A 16251-nucleotide genomic window follows, 5' to 3' on the forward strand; every position below is an offset into this window, starting at 1 on the left:
TCGACCCGAAGGTGACGTAGCAGCGGACTGCCGCTCCCAGCACCACCTCTGCTCACAGCGATGTCAGCACGTCGAGCGCAGCCCCCAGCCCGTTCTCCTGGCGCATGGCTCGTCCCACGTCGGCAGCCCGAGCCCCGCGAGCCAGCGCGTCACCCATCGCGGGCACCAGCACGGGCGTCGTCAGCCGACGCACCGGGATCGGTCTCGCCGCGATCCCCCGCCGGTGCAGCTGCGCCCCCCAGAACGGCTGGTCAGCGGTGATCGGCACGACGACCGAGGGGACGCCGGCCCGCGCGACCGTATGGGTGGTGCCGGCTCCGCCGTGGTGGACAGCCAGCGCGGCCCCCGGCATGACCGCGGCGAACGGCGCCGACCGCACCTCGAGCACGTCCGCGCCGCGGAGGTCGTCGGGCAGCGCAAGCCCTCCCCACCCGTTGACCAGCAGCACCCGCAGGCCGTGGGCCCGGGCGCCACCGACGATCGCCCGGCCGCGCGCCTCGGCGTCACCGACCGCCATGGAGCCGAACGACGCGACGAGGTGGCCACCGTCGCGCACGAAGTCCGCCACGGCGGGGTCGACCGGTGTCGCCACCGCGTCGTCGTGCCAGGCGCCGGTGAGGTGCACCCGGGCCGGCCAGTCCCGCGGCCTCGGGAGCAGCTGCGGGCTGACGGCCATGAGCGTCGCGCGCGACGACGTCCGCGACGCAGGACGACGCCCGCTCGGGAGCTGCGCCGCAGCCCGGGCGACCTCGGGGTCGAACACCCGGGCCGCGGCACGCGGCACGGCGTACGTGCGCCGGTTCCAGCGTCCGAGGTCGTGGGTGGCGGTGGGCCCCCCCGCGGCCGGGAAGGCCTCGGACGGCGTCGCGACGGGGGCGAGCTCGACGAGCACCCGGGGCACGCCGAGCGCATCCGCCGCCATCGGCGCGGAGAGGACCAGCGCATGGTGCACCACGACGTCGGGGGCGAACGCCACGGTCTCCCGCACCGCGGCGGCGAGCATCCGTCGCATCCCGGGGCGCACCTCGCGGCCGAGGTGCCGGACGAGCGCCCACGGCGTGCGGCCCGGGAGCCGGAGCACGCGGCGCAGATCCAGGTCGAGCCCGACGGCGTCGACGCCGGACGGCATCCCGGAGCCCTCGGTCAACCCGAGCCTGACCTGGTGGCCGCGGGCGGCGGCGTAGCGGGCCAGGGCGACGAACGGCTCGATGTCACCGCGGGTCCCGGCCGTCAGCAGCATGATCCGCACCTGCCCAGTCTGCCCCGCGCTGCCCCGGGGCGGCCGGGGCGGGCGAGGATCGCGCCGAGCCGGCTGGCGGGCCCCTCGGGCCCGGGTAACGTTCACCCCGCGCTGCCGACGCTCGAGGGCTGCGCCTGGTGCCCGACCGGCCGAGGCCGCAGCACGCGGCCCGCACGGAGACGATCGCGAGGAGTGACCGCATGCGCGACCGCACCACGCGCCGGCGCCCGTCGTGCGGAGGGCACTCCCATCGCTGATCCGGACGGGCGGCCGACGCGCACCCCCACCCGCACGATCGGCCCGGTCGTCGCACGGCTCGTGCACATCTCGCGTCCCGTGCTGTGGATCAACACCATCGGCTCAGGCGTCGTCGGCGTCTGGCTCACCGGCACGCTCATGGACGTGCGCGCCCTGCCGGTCCTGCTGTGGCTGACGCTCCCGTTCAACCTGCTGATCTACGGCGTGAACGACATCTACGACCAGGACACGGACGCCGCGAACCCCCGCAAGGGCTCCATCGAGGGGGCGCGGATCCGGCCGTCGGAGGTCCGGCTGATCGCGTGGGCGGTCGCCGTGACCAACGTCCCGTTCCTGATCTACTTCGGGCTCGCCCTGCCGGCGGCGGCGAACGCGGCGATCGCCCTCTACGCGAGCATCTTCGTCTTCTACTCCGCCCCGCCGCTGAGGTTCAAGGCTCGGCCCTTCCTCGACTCGATCAGCAACGCCGCCTACGCGCTGCCGTTGGTGATCGTGCCGTTCGCGCTGGGTGTCGCGCCGGTGTGGCCTGCGGCCCTCGGGCTGATGGCGTGGAGCGTCGCCAAGCACCCGTTCGACGCGGTGCAGGACATCGTCGAGGACCGCGAGGCAGGCATCACGACGACGGCGGTCCGGCTCGGGCCGCGCGGGGTGGCGCTGTGGAGCGGGTCCTGGTGGGCCTTGTCGTCGGTGCTCTTCGCGCTGGTGAGCGTGCCGGTGGCGGTGGTGAACCTGGCGATCGCCGGCCTGCTGGTGGTGCGCCTGCTGCGCGACCCGACGCCCGCGACCGCACACCGCCTCTACCCCCTGTCCGTCGCGTTCCCGTACGTCGCGGGCTCGTTCACCGGGGTGCTGCTCACCGTGGCGATCTTCTTCGGGTGGTACCCGTGACGGCCGCGACCCGCCGACGCATCGGGGGGCGGTCGTGAGTCGCGTCGTCGTCGTCGGCGGCGGCATCGGCGGGCTCGCGGCCTCCGCGCTGCTCGCCCGGGCCGGCCACCGGGTCACGCTGCTCGAGGGGTCGAGCGAGCTGGGCGGCAAGAGCCGCCGTGTGCTGCTGGGCGGCGAGCGGATCGACACGGGCCCGTCGCTCGTGACGTTCCCGGCGGTCTGGGACGAGCTGCTGCGACGGCTGGACGACGGCCGGCCGCCGCACCCCGGCGTCGGGCACCTCGACCTGGTGCGGATGCCCGAGGTCGGCCGCTACTACCACCGCGGCGAGGAGACCTCCCTGCCGGTCGCGACGGACCACCCCTGGTACCCGGCCTGGCGCCGGTTCTCCGACCTGCACGCGCCGCTCGCCGGAGACGTGTCGGCGCTGCTGCTCACCGAGCCGCTCGACCGGGCGGCACTGCCGGCGCTCCGGCGGCTGCTCGACGTGTACGGGTCGCGGCTGACCACCCGCGCCTACCTCGACGGCCTGCCGTGGCTGCCCGACGGGCTCCGGGACATCATCGCCATCCACACCCTCAACGCCGGCGTCTCGCCGTCGCGCACCCCGGCCCTGTACGCGAGCATGCCGGCGATCATGGCCGCCGACGGCGCCTGGGTCCCGCGCGGCGGGGTGCACGAGATCGTGCTGGCCCTGGCGCGGCTGGCCGAGGCGGCCGGGGTCGACGTCCGTCGCGGTGAGCCCGTCACGAGCATCCGGCGCGGGCGGGTCACCACCACCCTGGCCGACCACCGCGCCGACCTCGTCGTGAGCGCGCTGGACGCCGGCCGGCTCGCACCGCTGCTCGGCCCGGCGCGGGCCCGCGGCCACCGACGCGCACGTCCGCGCGCGCTCTCCTGCTCGGGGATCGCGGTGTACGGGGTGCTGCGCGAGGAGCTGCCCGCAGGCCTCGCGGCGCACAGCGTCGTGCTGCCGACGAAGCCTGCCGCGCTGTACCGGAGCCTGGAGGCGGGCGACGAGCCGGCCGACACGATGGCGTTCGTCAACCAGTACCGCGCAGGCGAGGTGTACCCGAACCGGCGCAGCACCGTCGGCATCCTGCTCACCGCTCCCGCCGACGGCGGGCACTACACCGTCGAGCACCCGTTCGTGCGCCGCGAGGTCGAGCGCATCTCCACCACCCTGGGTCTCGACTCCCCGCTCACCGACCTCCTCGACCACCAGGTCGTGCTCGACCCGCAGCACTACGGCGCCTTCGGCGAGCCGCACGGCGCGCTGTACGGGGCGGCCCGTCCGGTGTGGCGCAGCGGGCCGTTCCACCGCCCGTCGTACTGCGACCCGTGGCGGCCGTGGCTGTGGCGGGTGGGGGCGTCCGTGCACCCGGGCGGGGGCATCCCGGCCGTGCTGGGCGGCGCGATGATCGTGACGAGGCGGCTGCTCCGGGCGGCGCCGGCATGAGTCGCACCATGCCGTGCGCACCCGCTGCTGCGGGCGCACGGTCCGGCCGGATGACCGTCCGGCACCCGGCCACCGACCGGGTGCACCGTCACCTCCACGAAAGAGAGTCGTCGTGAGCCCTGCAGAGTTGGTCGTCCTGCTCGACGAGTCCGGCACGCACATCGGCGTCGCGGACAAAGCGGAGGTGCACACGCCGACGACGTCGCTGCACCTGGCGTTCTCCTGCCACGTCTTCGACGAGCAGGGGCGCGTCCTGGTGACCCGGCGTGCGCTGGGCAAGCGGACCTGGCCCGGCGTCTGGACGAACAGCTTCTGCGGCCACCCGGGTCCGGACGAGCCGATGGAGGACGCGGTGGCCAGGCGGGGCTTGCAGGAGCTGGGCCTTGCGCTGACCGCCATCGAGCTGGTCGACCCCGACTTCCGGTACCGCGCGACCGACGCCTCCGGCATCGTGGAGAACGAGATCTGCCCGATCTACTTCGCGCGCACCACGCAGGCGCCCGCCGCGAACCCGGACGAGGTCATGGACTGCGTGTGGCTGATGCCGGCCGAGCTGCGCCGTGCCGTCGAGGCGGCTCCGTGGGCGATGAGCCCGTGGCTCGTGAGCTCGCTCGACCGGATCGCGCACTTCGCGCACGCGTAGGCGTACCGGCCAGGCCGGAACCGTGCTGACCCGCGAGTACGCCGGGTCCGACGCCGCAGCGACCCTGGACCTCTTCACCCGCGCCATCACCACCACGGGCCGAGCCCGCTACACCGCGGAGCAGGTCGCGGCCTGGCTCGGATCCCCTCGCGATCCCGCGCAGTGGAACGCGGATCGTCTGCGGGTCTACACGGCCGTCGCGGAGATCGACGGCCAGGTCGGCGGGTTCACCGACCTCGGCGACGACGGCTACGTCGACCGCCTGTTCGTCCACCCCGCCCTCGGGCGCCGCGGTGTCGGCCAGGCCCTGCTGCAGCATGTGCGCACCGTGGCAGCCGACCGGGGACTGGTAGAGCTGACCACGCACGCCAGCCTGGTCGCGCGGCCGGTGTTCGAACGAGCCGGCTTCCACGCGGTGCACGACGACGTGGTGCGACGGGATGATGTCGAGCTCCTGCGGTTCTTCATGCGGGCGCCCGTCGCCAAGACGTGACGCACCGCTGACGTCCGACAGGGCGGACGTCCATGTGCAGGGTGCACGGAGCACGCCGCGCTCACCCTTGACGCGCACGTCCGTCGGGCTCTGTGCTGGCGAGCTGCGGCGCGATGTGCCTCCTGAGGAACCCTCGCCAGAAGCGCACGGTTCGCTCGGACAGCCCGGGTCGTTCCTCGATCCTCCGCTCGGCGTACGCCCTCAGCCCCTCCCCCGCGCGCACTGGGTCCTCCCGCGCCCCGCTCGCGCCGATGTTCGCTGCACAGCGGCATGACCGAGCGTCACTGCGACGGGCGCTGCCCGTTCTGCCCGAAGGTCCAACCGCCCCGCACGAAGGTGCTCATGGTCGTGGCTGCGCGGACGTTGAGAGCGCGCCGGACGTCAACGGTGACTGGCGCGACGTCACTGTGATTGGCCGCCCTCTCGCTACCGAGCGATCGACCGTGCGCCGCTGTTCTCACGTGACAGGGCTCCTGGCGCGCGCGTGGGCCAGCACCTGTTGTGCGGTGAGGTCGCGGTTGACCACCCCCGCTGCGACCTCTGTCAGTCGTAGGTTGTGGTCGCGTGCGTACCGGCGCAGGACGTCGAACGCCTGATTGACGCCCAGATCGCCGACGTAGGCGACGACGCCCTTGGCCTGTTCCAGTGCGACGCGGCTGTTCAGGGCGGCCTGCAGCTGCTGCGCCACTACTTCCCGGTCGGCTGCGGCGTGCTCTTGCACCAGGGCGACGGTGGCGACGTCTGCGAGTGCTTGGCCAAGGGCCTTGTCGCGGTCCCCGAGTGCACCGACTGTGGTGCCGAAGAGTCCGAGCGCGCCGAGGGTGTCCGAGCGCAATCGCAGCGGGACGGCGTGCACGCTGGTGAACCCGGCGCTGATGGCATACGGCGCAAAGCGCGGCCACCGGTCGGTCACCTCGTCGAGGGCGGGCACGTAGACGGGCGTGCCGCTGTGGTAGCAGTCCCGGCACGGTCCCTCGTCGCTCTGGAGCTGGAAGACCTCGAGCTCGCGTGCCGCTTGGGATGACGCAGCCAGCACGTGCAGTCGACCGTGGTCGTCCGCGAGGAGCAAGCCGGCCGCGGCGACGTCCAGGACCCCGACGCAGCTGTGCGCCAGGCGATCGAGCAGGTCGACGGCGTCGTACCCGCTGGCCAGGCTGTCCGCCAGCTCGACGAAGGCCTCGATGATCCGGTGCTCGCGGTCATCCGCCATGGTCGCCGTCGCTTCCTGTGTCGGTGGCGCTCCACCGGCGGTCGTTGTTGAGGTTGACGCGGCGTTCGAGGATCTCCCAGGCCAGCTCGCTGGCGGTCATCCCCCGCGTGTAGGCGTTGGCTCGCAGCCGCACGAGGGCCTCGGCCGGGGAGATGTCGAGTGCGGCGATGAGCATGCCGGTCGCCTGGTAGACCTCGACGCGCTGCAGCGACGTCAGCTGCTCCCAGCCGTACTCCGCCTCGGCATGGGCGTCCAGGTCTCCGTGCGCATTCATCACGTCGAGCAGGGGCAGGGCGGCGAGCTCGGCTGCGACCAGACCACCCGTCAGGGCGGTGTCGGTCAGGGGGCCGATCCGCCGATTGAACAGGTCGAGCGCACCGACGGGGGTCGTCGCGACCTGGACCGGCAAGGCGAAGACGGCGTGGATCCCCGACTCCATGACGGCGCCGGAGAACGCGGGCCAGCGGTCGTGTGACGCGTCGGAGAGGTCGGCGACCATGACGGGGACACCGTCGCGTACCGCGTCGAGGCATGGACCTTCCCCGAGGGTGAACTGGTACTCGTCCATCCGCCTGCTCAGCTCGCTGCTGGACCCGAACGTCCCACGGGTCGTCCCCTGGTCGGCGACCGAGATCGAGGCGCCGTCCACGTCGAGCAGGTCGACACATGCACGGCACAGGCGGTCCGCTGCCTCAAGGGCGCTACCCGCCCCGGACATCGCCGTGGCGAGTCCGCTGCGCAGCTCCTCGACTCCCATGGCACCTCACTCCCTGGACACGTCAGGAATCCCAGTGTCCCCCGACAACTCGAGAAGGGGGCCACCACGAAACGAGTCATGCCCGGCCGGGCCGGTCCACCTCACTTGCCGCCCGTGCTGGGTGCCGGCGGGGCGCGGTGGAGGAAAGGCGCTGTAGATGATCGCCAGCAGCGGAGACATCCCGCTGACCTGGACAGGCACGGCCCGCGCGGTGACCTCCTCGACGAAGTCGTGCAGGACGTCAGAGCCTGCGAGATCGCAGAACGTCAGCTCCGAGACGTCGACGAGGACCTCGCGGACGCCTTCGTCCAGCCCGGACATCAGATCAGCGCGCAACCCGTCACGGGTGTGCACGTCGGCCTCACCGCGGACCCGCAAGATCAGGCGTGGCCCGTCTCGCTGAATGACGACCGCCGCCCAGGCTTCGTCGGGGGGCCAGGCCAGGCGCTGTCCATCGAGTCCCTGGTTCATGGCTGACTCCTGATCTCGGTCGACCGGAACGGAAGCCACCAGGGTCCGGAGCAGCGACTCCGATGCTACCCCGTCGCCCCTCGGACCCGCGGGACTCGTGGCCCTCGATCTCGCCGCGCTGGGTGGACGAGGGGCGCGGACTCGCATGGTGCGTTGGAGTGCAACGAGACACGGTCCTCCCGAGTGCGGGCTCGCGCCTGTTCGGACACAATGGTGGTCTCCATGTGGCCCCGGACCGTTCCGTGTCTGAATCCTCCATGAACTGGAGCGAGATGTCGTTACACCTCGAAGCGCGGGCGAGCCAGATCGCTGCCGCGCGCAACTGGGTAGCAGCACAAGCACTGGAAAATGGTGTAGCAGGCGATCGAATCCCGCTGCTCAAACTGTTGGCCAGCGAGCTGGTCACGAATGCCGTCCTGCATGGACCCGCCAACGGCCCACTCACCGTGCGGGTCTCCACGTCTGATGGACAGCTGCGGGTCGAGGTGGACGACGAAGGACTGGACCCGCCACAGCTACGGGACCCGACGGCTACGGAGATGGGCGGTCGAGGCATGATCCTCCTGGCCAGATTCTCCACTCGGTGGAGCTGGGACAGGCGAGCGTCCGGAGGCAAGACCGTGTGGTTCGACTTCCCTTTATGAGGGTCTCAGCGCAACGTGACACAACCGGCGAGGTAGTCGCTCAAGCCGCTTTACCGAAGTCTCGAACGTGTGGAGCGCTTCCCGTCGACGCACAGTCAGTCGGACAATTCTGACCGCCCCGCCCCGCCCCCGCCGCTCGCTCATCGGCATGACCGCCAAGCCCAGGTGAAGCCCGCTACGCCGCACCAGGATGTGGAGCCGTGTCGCACATCAGGTGGCGGACGACTGTCGCGCATCAACCGACGGAGGACACGTGCGACTCCCCGCACTGCCGCATCGGGCTGTGAGGGATCAAGGCGCCGGATGCGCCCGCGCTCGGCCCGCGGGCGGCGCCGGCGGGCCGTCCTCGGCCGGGCTGAGGGTGTCCCCGGGATCCCGCACCCCACTTGCCCAGGGCGCCCCGCGTGGACGCCAGTCGAAGCGTCCGTTCGCATGCCGGGTGCGTCCTACCTCGTCTCCCGTCGTCGTACCAAGGTGGGATGGACCACCCCTGACCCGCGGCCGAGAGTCTCCGGACCACGTCGGCGCGGATGGTCGGCAGCCTCCAGTCGAACGGTGTCGGCCGGCCTCGAAGACCGCGAGCGTGCGAGGTTCACACCCATCCATGAAGAGGTCTGGTGTTCGTGGGTCAGGGGCCTCACACGAGCGCGGCAAGGCGCCGACCACGGCAGAAGCTAGCGCGCACCCGTGTCGGCCCCGGCTGGTCGTGAGCAAGATGAGCACCTTCGTCCGCGACCTGACGACGAGCTTGCCGTAGTCCCTGCCAGCCAGCAGATGAGGAAGCTTCCCCCTGACCTCCGGGATGATCACTGCTACTGGCGCATGATCACCGGGATCGCGCAACATACCCCTGACACCCTGGGTCCGGTCCAGGACGCGACCTTCCAATTCATGACCTACCCGGACAATTTTCAACGGATCGAACTCCACCATCCCTTTGTCGAATGCCGGAGCTCGGTCAGCCGCGCGGCGAGGTGCTCGAAGGTCTTGAGCCGGGAAGCGTCGCGTTCTGCGTGGCTCAACGCATTGTGGTGTACCTCAGCGAAAGCTCATCGCTTGACGGCCGCTTCTCGCCGACCATGCCAGACTTGGACAGCGTGTGACCGGCGCCGTCGCGGACCGCGAAGAGTTGTGGCCTGGTAAGAAATCACCCACCCGCGGAAGCGTGGCCTTGACCCGGAAGGAAGGCAGGAGGCCGCATGCCAGGCGACTTCGACGTCCCGATCTCCGAAGACGAGCTCGAGCTGCTCGAGCCGGTCGGCTGCTGCTGTGAATGGCCAGCCCGATGAGCGGGTAACCCTGCTGTACCAGGACATGTACGCTCGCCAGAGTTCAGTCCGAACAGATCAGTGACGTCTTCGTCCGTGACTTCTACTCCTGGACCGATGACCGCACACCGCCTCCTCGTCGCGAACGTGGAGGTCCGCTCCAGCGCCGCTGCAAATCTGCGTTCGTCCCCCGACCAAGTCACACGGCGTCGGTCATCCCCGTCCTGGTGCACCGCACTCTCGAGAGATCGCCGTTGCGGGGGCTCCACAAGCACGTCACCTCCGCCGCCGGCCCTGCGCCGAGCATCCGCACGGGCTCCGGCCCGGCCCGGCCCGAGCGCGCCCACGGCGTCGCTATGCGACCACCCTTGACCCGGACCTCCGTCGCGCTCCCGGTTCGCTCATTCCTGCGGGTGACCCTTCCACACTGGCTGCGCGAGTTGGATTCTCGTCACCCGTTCCAGCACGAGAGCCCAGGTCACCAGCATGGCCCGGAGGCTGGCCTTTCTCGTTCGTCGAGGCCCGCAGCCGGGCTCGTGCAACCACCGTGCGACGACCACAACTCTCGCTCGGGTCTCAGCAGGGCTCACCGGTGAGTGAGCTCCCGTGACCACGTCCGTGGCGTGCTGGTGGATCAGCACGGCCCGACGGAGGCGCCCCGCGACATGCGACGCCCCGCGACATGCGACGACGTCGCGAGAGGCTTCCGGCTACCGGCTGTCGGTGGCGGCGAGGAAGCCGAGCAGGTGTCGGACGACGACCTCGGGCTGCTCCTCGGCAAGGTAGTACCCCGCCCCAGGAACGTGTTCGAGCGTGACATCGTCCGCATACGGCTCGTAGCCGTGCAACAGCCCCGGATGGCCGGCCGCGTCGCGGTCGCCGGCGTAGAGCACGGTGCCGTACAGCTGCAGGGTCGGCGTGACCAGGCGCATCCCGCGGTACGCGCCGGCCGCAGCACGGCGGTTGGCGCCGAGGGCGAACGACCGGTAGAGAGCGGCCGCCGCGCGGGCGCGCGACGGCTCGCGCAGCCGGCCCAGGAAGAGCTCGAGGTCCTCGGCCGACCAGACACCGATGTCGTCCGTGTCGCCGACCATCATCCGTCGCGGGATCCACTGATGCCCGCGGCTGACGACCAGCGGCCCGAGCAGCGGGGCGGCCGTGGCGAACGACGGCCAGAGCCGCCACACCTCGGCCAGAACCCGGAGCGACGGTCTCGGCCATGGGTGGGGTGCGGCCATGCACACGAATCGCCGGACCCGTGACGGATGGGTGAGGCACAGCCGGTAGCCCAGGATGCCGCCGATGTCGAGCCCCGCCAGGTGCACCTGGTGCAGACCGAGCGCGTCCAGGAGCCCCACGAGGTCCGCGACGAGCTGGTCCTCGGTGTAGCCGTGCTGCGGCGCGTCGGTCCAGCCGGCGCCACGCAGGTCCGGAGCGAGGACGCGGTAGTGCTCGGCCAGTGCGGGGAGAACCTTGCGCCAACCCCACCAGTGCTGCGGGAAGCCGTGCAGCAGGACCAAGGGCTCGCCCGTCCCGGCCTCAGCCATGTGCACGCGCAAGCCGGGCAGCTCCAGGAACCGGTGCCGGACGCCGTCGAGCGGCGGGAACGGCCCGAGCCCGCCCGGTGCACCGATCTCCCCGCGAGGGGCATCCATGCGACGGACGCTACTCCCGCTCCCGAGGCATGTACGGACGGTCGCAGAGGTGGAGCATCCGTCTCGGACCGACACGCTCGCCTCGCACGGCGACGGAGCCGGCGTGGTCGGTCGTCCTCACCGACCCGACGGTGCGAGGCGACGGTCCAGCCACTTCGACGCGGCTCCATCGGTGCTCCGCGTGTGTAGCGTGGCTCCATGTCGGAGACGGATGGCAAGCGCGGTATGGGCAAGGTGGCAAAGCTGGCGGCAGGCGTCGTCGCGGCGAATGCTGAGCGCCTCGTTCAGGTGGGCAAAGATTCCGAGGTCCAGAAGGCCGCTTCGGAGCTCGCGAAGGCTGTCCGCAGAGCGTGGACTCCGAAGCCGCCCCTGGACCGACCCTGACAGCGGCATGACCGTGCACTGGTGCGCGGCGGGGCCCGGGTCAAGGTGACGCTCCGCGGCTCCGTCCGCGGGATGGTGCAGCGACCACCCGGATCGTCCCCGCGTCACCGATCTCAGGTGGCAGTCAGAGCGACGACGGCGAGTCGCCGGCTGACCTTCGCCTGGTAGGCGGTGTAGTCGGTGACCTCGTCGTTGAGGCGCCGCCACAGATGCTCGCGTTCCGGGCCTGTCACCTCTGCCCCGACCACCGCTGCGGACGCGCCGTCGATCTCGACCGTCGCCGGGCTCCCAGCTCGGAGGTTGAGCCACCAGCCAGGCTCCCAGTCCGCACCGCCGTTGGACGCGACGACAGTCCACCGCTCGCCGTCGGCGAGGTACGCCAGCGGCGTGGTCCGCGCCTTGCCGCTCGTGCGCCCGATCGTCGTGAGGAGAAGCAGGTCGGCGCCACGGAACCGGCGCGGTCTGATCCGGCGGACGACCGCGTTGGCAGCACGATTGACCAGGACGAATGCACGTCGATTCATGAGCGCGATGGTAGAGAAGAGGCGTCTTCCCGGGGCGCGCTTGCGCGGGGCGATGCCGGCGAGTGCTCAGACCCTCCGCGCACCGACACCCACGCACCGGCGCGGCATGCACGGCCAGACGCGGAAAGCGGCCTCGCTCTACGAGATGCTCCCGATGGACGCGATCTGGATCGTGAGGTCGTAGGCCAGGCTGGCGGCAAGTCCACCGACGACCCACGGCCACGGCCGGCGCGCGAGCGCGCTGACCGCTGCGCCGGCGGCGTACACCGTCATGGCCACCGCGCCCGGCAGCCACGGGTTCTCCGGAGCTCCCAACGGCAGGAGGAGCCACGCTGTCACCCCGACGTGCACGCTGTCCTGCGGGCCGACGAGGCGGTGCAGCACGCCGGAGAACTGCAGCACCCCAGGAAGCCACAAGGCTGCGAACCCCATCGTCGCGGCGCCCCGGTGTCTCCTCATGGCTCCGGTCGGTCCCCACAGCAGTGTGCCGGCGCGGGCAGCCGCCCAGAATGCCGCTCCGAGCGACACGAGCACGCCGAAGACCGGCAGGAAGAATCCGAGCGCGGGGGTCGTCAGAGCCGCGACTGCGAGCACTGTGGCGCGCGCCGATCGATCCGCCCGGGGCGAGCTCACACGAGGCAACGTAGCGGGTCCAGCGACCCGGCCTGTGCGGTAGCGACCGCCATGCCTGTGCCGGAGCCTCCTCGACCACGCCCACGTACTCATGGCCCATCGTCGCGTGGTCCACGGGGTCGGCACCGCGGTAGGGCCACAGGTCGGACCCGCAGATGCAGGTCGCGGTGATCCTGATGACCGCGTCGGTCGGGTCCACGATGGTCGGGTCGTCGCGGTCCTCGACCCGGACGTCGCCGGGGCCGTGCATGATCACGCCGCGCATGGGTTCCTCTCCTGGGTGGGTGATCCTCAGCGTCCGACCGATCCCGTGTTCGAGGGAGTGCCTGTCGTGGGGTGTACCGGCAGTGCACCCCACGACGGGGCCTCCCTCGCGGGCGGGGCTCGGCCTACGGTCGAGCGCATGGACAACCGGTCGGACGTGCGCGAGTTCCTCATGACACGGCGAGCCAAGGTCACCCCCGAGGTGGCCGGCGTCGTCGGTGGCGTTCACCGGCGGGTCCCGGGTCTGCGCCGTAGCGAGGTCGCGGCGCTGGCGGGCGTGAGCGTCGAGTACTACGCGAAGCTCGAGCGCGGTGCGATCGGCGGGGCCTCGGCGTCGGTGCTCGACGCGATCGCCGGGGCGTTGCGCCTCGACGACACCGAGCGCGCGCACCTGTTCGATCTGGCCCGTGCGGCGGACGGCGTCCCGTCGTCGGGACGTGCCCGTCGGCGCGCTGCCCGGCCCGGAGTACCGCGCCCCAGCCTGCAGTGGGCGTTGGCCGCCATCACCGACGGCGTCGCGTTCGTGCGCGACCAGCGCCAGGACCTGCTGGCGACCAACGCCCTCGGCCGCGCGTTCTACTCCCCGGTCATCGGCGCCGGTGGACGCACGCCGAACCTGGCCCGGTTCCAGTTCCTCGATCCCGCGGCCCGGGAGTTCTACCCGGACTGGGAACGGTTCGCCGAGATGTGCGTGGCGATCATGCGCGCCGAGGCGGGCCGTGACCCGCACGACAAGGGCCTGCATGATCTCGTCGGCGAGCTGTCGACCCGCAGCGAGACCTTCCGCCGGCTGTGGGGTGCGCACGACGTGCGCAGCCACGGGTCCGGCACCAAGCGGTTCCACCACCCCGTGGTCGGTGAGCTCACGCTGGCGTACGAGGAGCTGGCGATCACCGCCGAGCCCGGCCAGGTGCTGATGGTCTACACCGCCGAGCCCGCCTCGCCGTCGGCCGAGCGCCTGCGCCTGCTCGCGTCCTGGACGGCCGAGCCCGCCGTCAGCGGGTCGAGGACCCTTGACGGTCCTTCCCACGCCGGGTCGGCGGGACAGGAGCGGTGATGGAGCTGCAGGACTTCCTCGCGCACGTCGACCGCCGCGCCACCATCGAAGGCGGTTCCGACGAGCACGCCTTCATGCACCACGCGGCCCAGGCAGCACTTCGGGTCGTCGCGGAGCTCAACACCGGCTACCGGACCCCGCAGGAGGTGCGCGCCCTGCTGACGCGGTTGACCGGGCGGGCCGTCGACGAGTCGGTGACCGTCTTCCCGCCGTTCTACTGCGAGTTCGGCAAGAACCTCACGCTCGGAGCCGGCGTCTTCGTCAACATGGGCTGCCGCTTCCAGGACGCGGGCGGGATCACGATCGGCGACGGGACGCTGATCGGACACGGCAGCACCATCGTCACCCTGAACCACGGGGTCGACCCGGCCCGGCGAGCCGACATGATCCCGGCGCCCGTGGTGATCGGCCGCTCGGTGTGGCTGGGCGCCTCGGTCACCGTCGTGCCCGGTGTCACGATCGGCGACGGCGCGATCGTGGGCGCCGGCGCGGTCGTCACCAAGGACGTCCCGGCGAACGTAATCGTGGCCGGCGTCCCGGCTCGACTCATCCGCTCCACGGGATTCGACGCCTCCAACCCCTGAGGAGCACTGCGGATCCCGGGTGCCGCGCGACGACCCAGGCGGCGATGAGCCCCTGGCCGCTCGCTCCGAGAGTCGCCAGGGCTCACCGGCGCACGAGGTGGCCGTCGAGAGCATCGGGGCGATGTACTGGACGGCCCATGACTTCTTCGCAGACGGGCCCGTCCCCGTGGCGGCGGCTGGCGGCCTGGGCGTGGCCGGGTCGTCCCGCGCGCTGGCGCGATGTCCCCGCACGACTGGCACCCACGCTCGTCACCGTGGGTCGCCTGACCCTGGCGGCGGTCGTCTCGTACCTGATCTCCCTGCCTCTCACCGAGGGAGCAATCGACCTCACCGGTCCGCTGACGGCACTTCTGGTGGTGCAGGCCTCCGCGTTCTCGACCATCAAGATGGGTGCCGTCCGCGTGGGTGCGGTGCTCTCCGGCGTCCTGGTCGCCACGGTGCTGTCGACCGTCGTCGGCTTGACCTGGTGGAGCCTGGGGGCGGCGATCGCCGCGTCCTTGCTGCTCTCCAAGGTCCTCCGGCTGGGTGAGCAGGCCCTCGAGACCCCGATCAGCGCCATGCTGATCCTGGGCGTCACCAATCACGACGTGGCTGCCGAGGTCCGCATCCTCAACACCCTGATCGGCGCCGCGGTCGGTGTCGCGTTCAACCTCCTCTACCCGCCCGCCATGCCCACGGCCTCAGCCGGACGCGCCCTGCTGCGCGTGGCCGAGGGGGCAGCAGCTCCGCTGGACGCCGCCGCGGACGCACTGGAGAACGGCCCCGTCACCCGGGAGCGTGTCGAGGACTGGGTCGTCCGCGCACGGGCGGCCAACCGACTCGTCGCCGAGGCCACCGAGCGCATCGCCGCCCTCAGGGACAGCCGGCGGTTCAACCCCCGGGCCCTGGGCACCGCCGACGTCGAGCCGATACTCGCGTCCGGGCTGGACACCCTGGAGCATGCTCTGCTGTCCATCCGAGCCCTGTTCGCCGTGGTGCTCACCGAGCTGCCCAACGCCACGTCGGTGCGCGACGACCCGTACGGCGCCGAGCTGCGCACCGTCTTCGCCGTCGTCCTGCGGGACACCGCCGAGTGCCTGCGCAGCTTCGGGGGTCTCGTCGTCGCCGAGGCGGAGGACCGGGAGGAGGAGACCGAGCAGGCACTCGGTCAGAGCCTGGACGTGCTCCGCGAGACCCAGGCCATCCTCACCGAGCTCATCATGGTCGACGCCGAGGCGAACACCTCGGCCTGGCTGCTGCGGGGCTCCATCCTCGCCGCGGTCGAGCAGGTCCTGTCCCGACTGAACCTCGAGGACCGCGCTCGGCTCCACCGGCGCTGGATGGAGGAGCAGGCCCGACGTCGGCTCGGAAGGCTCCCGCCCCTCATCGACGTCGTCCTCCCCCACCCCGACCGTCCCTTCCCGCGTGGCCTGGTGCGACCCGGACGTGGCGCGTCCCCGAACCGCCGGAGGCGGCGCGGCCGATGACCCGTGATCACCTCGCCGACGTGCTGGCAGTCGTCGGGTTCCCCGTCTGGCCAGCTCGTCGGTCGCAGGTCCCCGGGCCCCGGGTCACAGCCAGCCGGAGGGCGACCTCATCACGGATGCTCCGGAGGGGAGGGGGGTGGGTGCGGTCACCCGACCATCGAGCCCCGACCTCGCCGTGAGCGCCTCGGTGTCGACTGGATGTGCTGCCCACTCGATCAAGTGCGGGACGTCCCGGACCATCGGGCGCCCGCAACGACGCAGCACCGGTTCCCCGCGGCCTGCACTGGTGGACAGCAGTCGGCTGCTGGACTCCCGACCGGGAACCGATGACCCTGATGGGCCGGGAAGCGGGT

The 16251-nt window shown here is 71.7% G+C and carries 16 protein-coding genes and 1 pseudogene; 9 read left to right on the forward strand and 8 right to left on the reverse strand.

Annotated features, from left to right (window positions below; translation table 11 throughout):
• Positions 1 to 52: 52 nt before the first annotated feature.
• Complete coding sequence (locus tag CAE01nite_RS08500; RefSeq protein WP_246131143.1) at positions 53 to 1240, reverse strand: glycosyltransferase; 1188 nt, start codon at positions 1238 to 1240, stop codon at positions 53 to 55.
• Positions 1241 to 1489: 249 nt separating this feature from the next.
• Here CAE01nite_RS08500 and CAE01nite_RS08505 point away from each other — a divergent pair, with 249 nt between their 5' ends.
• From CAE01nite_RS08505 to CAE01nite_RS08520, 4 genes are all read left to right on the forward strand, one after another.
• Complete coding sequence (locus CAE01nite_RS08505) at positions 1490 to 2386, forward strand: UbiA family prenyltransferase (RefSeq protein ID WP_371862896.1); 897 nt, start codon at positions 1490 to 1492, stop codon at positions 2384 to 2386.
• Positions 2387 to 2420: 34 nt separating this feature from the next.
• Entirely contained in the window at positions 2421 to 3845 is a 1425-nt protein-coding gene (locus CAE01nite_RS08510) for a phytoene desaturase family protein (RefSeq protein WP_146902821.1), read from the forward strand.
• Positions 3846 to 3957: 112 nt separating this feature from the next.
• Positions 3958 to 4488 carry an isopentenyl-diphosphate Delta-isomerase gene (gene idi / locus CAE01nite_RS08515; protein ID WP_146902824.1) on the forward strand — a complete coding sequence of 177 codons (531 nt, stop codon included), beginning with the start codon at positions 3958 to 3960 and terminating at the stop codon, positions 4486 to 4488.
• Between the two features lie 22 nt (positions 4489 to 4510).
• A complete protein-coding gene (locus tag CAE01nite_RS08520) occupies positions 4511 to 4981 on the forward strand; it encodes a GNAT family N-acetyltransferase (RefSeq protein ID WP_146902827.1) in 471 nt (156 codons plus the stop codon).
• Positions 4982 to 5438: 457 nt separating this feature from the next.
• On the opposite strand, the gene CAE01nite_RS08525 is transcribed toward CAE01nite_RS08520, so the two are convergent.
• The 3 genes from CAE01nite_RS08525 to CAE01nite_RS08535 are packed head-to-tail and all read right to left on the reverse strand — an operon-like array spanning position 5439 to position 7419.
• A complete protein-coding gene (locus CAE01nite_RS08525; RefSeq protein ID WP_146902830.1) occupies positions 5439 to 6191 on the reverse strand; it encodes a GAF and ANTAR domain-containing protein in 753 nt (250 codons plus the stop codon).
• Positions 6181 to 6948 (reverse strand): GAF and ANTAR domain-containing protein, encoded by a 768-nt coding sequence (locus tag CAE01nite_RS08530; RefSeq protein WP_222595860.1) that lies wholly within the window; start codon positions 6946 to 6948, stop codon positions 6181 to 6183. The genes CAE01nite_RS08525 and CAE01nite_RS08530 overlap by 11 nt, the downstream gene beginning before the upstream one ends.
• Positions 6949 to 6954: 6 nt before the next feature.
• Entirely contained in the window at positions 6955 to 7419 is a 465-nt protein-coding gene (locus CAE01nite_RS08535) for an STAS domain-containing protein (RefSeq protein WP_186816476.1), read from the reverse strand.
• 257 nt (positions 7420 to 7676) lie between these two features.
• On the opposite strand from CAE01nite_RS08535, the gene CAE01nite_RS08540 reads away from it, so the two are divergent.
• Positions 7677 to 8063, forward strand: coding sequence for an ATP-binding protein (locus CAE01nite_RS08540; protein WP_186816477.1), 387 nt, complete (start codon positions 7677 to 7679; stop codon positions 8061 to 8063).
• A gap of 1978 nt (positions 8064 to 10041) precedes the next feature.
• Here CAE01nite_RS08540 and CAE01nite_RS08545 read toward each other — a convergent pair.
• Entirely contained in the window at positions 10042 to 10986 is a 945-nt protein-coding gene (locus tag CAE01nite_RS08545; RefSeq protein ID WP_146902839.1) for an alpha/beta fold hydrolase, read from the reverse strand.
• Between the two features lie 198 nt (positions 10987 to 11184).
• Between CAE01nite_RS08545 and CAE01nite_RS08550 the strand changes: the two genes are divergently transcribed.
• Entirely contained in the window at positions 11185 to 11370 is a 186-nt protein-coding gene (locus CAE01nite_RS08550) for a hypothetical protein (RefSeq protein ID WP_146902842.1), read from the forward strand.
• 113 nt (positions 11371 to 11483) lie between these two features.
• Here the strand turns inward: CAE01nite_RS08550 and CAE01nite_RS08555 are convergent, their stop codons facing one another.
• From CAE01nite_RS08555 to CAE01nite_RS08565, 3 genes and pseudogenes are all read right to left on the reverse strand, one after another.
• A complete protein-coding gene (locus CAE01nite_RS08555) occupies positions 11484 to 11894 on the reverse strand; it encodes a nitroreductase/quinone reductase family protein (protein WP_146902844.1) in 411 nt (136 codons plus the stop codon).
• 138 nt (positions 11895 to 12032) lie between these two features.
• Positions 12033 to 12296: a hypothetical protein gene (locus CAE01nite_RS08560; RefSeq protein WP_186816478.1), complete on the reverse strand. Its 264-nt coding sequence runs from the start codon at positions 12294 to 12296 to the stop codon at positions 12033 to 12035.
• Between the two features lie 298 nt (positions 12297 to 12594).
• Positions 12595 to 12792 (reverse strand): annotated as a pseudogene (locus CAE01nite_RS08565) (alcohol dehydrogenase catalytic domain-containing protein); the annotation flags it as partial.
• 138 nt (positions 12793 to 12930) lie between these two features.
• Between CAE01nite_RS08565 and CAE01nite_RS08570 the strand changes: the two are divergent.
• The 3 genes from CAE01nite_RS08570 (at position 12931) to CAE01nite_RS08580 (ending at position 15898) form a co-directional block, all read left to right on the forward strand.
• Positions 12931 to 13848 carry a helix-turn-helix transcriptional regulator gene (locus CAE01nite_RS08570; protein WP_146902849.1) on the forward strand — a complete coding sequence of 306 codons (918 nt, stop codon included), beginning with the start codon at positions 12931 to 12933 and terminating at the stop codon, positions 13846 to 13848.
• Positions 13848 to 14432 carry a sugar O-acetyltransferase gene (locus CAE01nite_RS08575; RefSeq protein WP_146902852.1) on the forward strand — a complete coding sequence of 195 codons (585 nt, stop codon included), beginning with the start codon at positions 13848 to 13850 and terminating at the stop codon, positions 14430 to 14432. The genes CAE01nite_RS08570 and CAE01nite_RS08575 overlap by 1 nt, the downstream gene beginning before the upstream one ends.
• Before the next feature lie 137 nt (positions 14433 to 14569).
• Positions 14570 to 15898, forward strand: coding sequence for an FUSC family protein (locus CAE01nite_RS08580; RefSeq protein ID WP_146902855.1), 1329 nt, complete (start codon positions 14570 to 14572; stop codon positions 15896 to 15898).
• Positions 15899 to 16251 lie beyond the last annotated feature (353 nt).

This window comes from Cellulomonas aerilata (assembly GCF_007991755.1).
Classification (GTDB): Bacteria; Actinomycetota; Actinomycetes; order Actinomycetales; family Cellulomonadaceae; genus Pengzhenrongella; species Pengzhenrongella aerilata.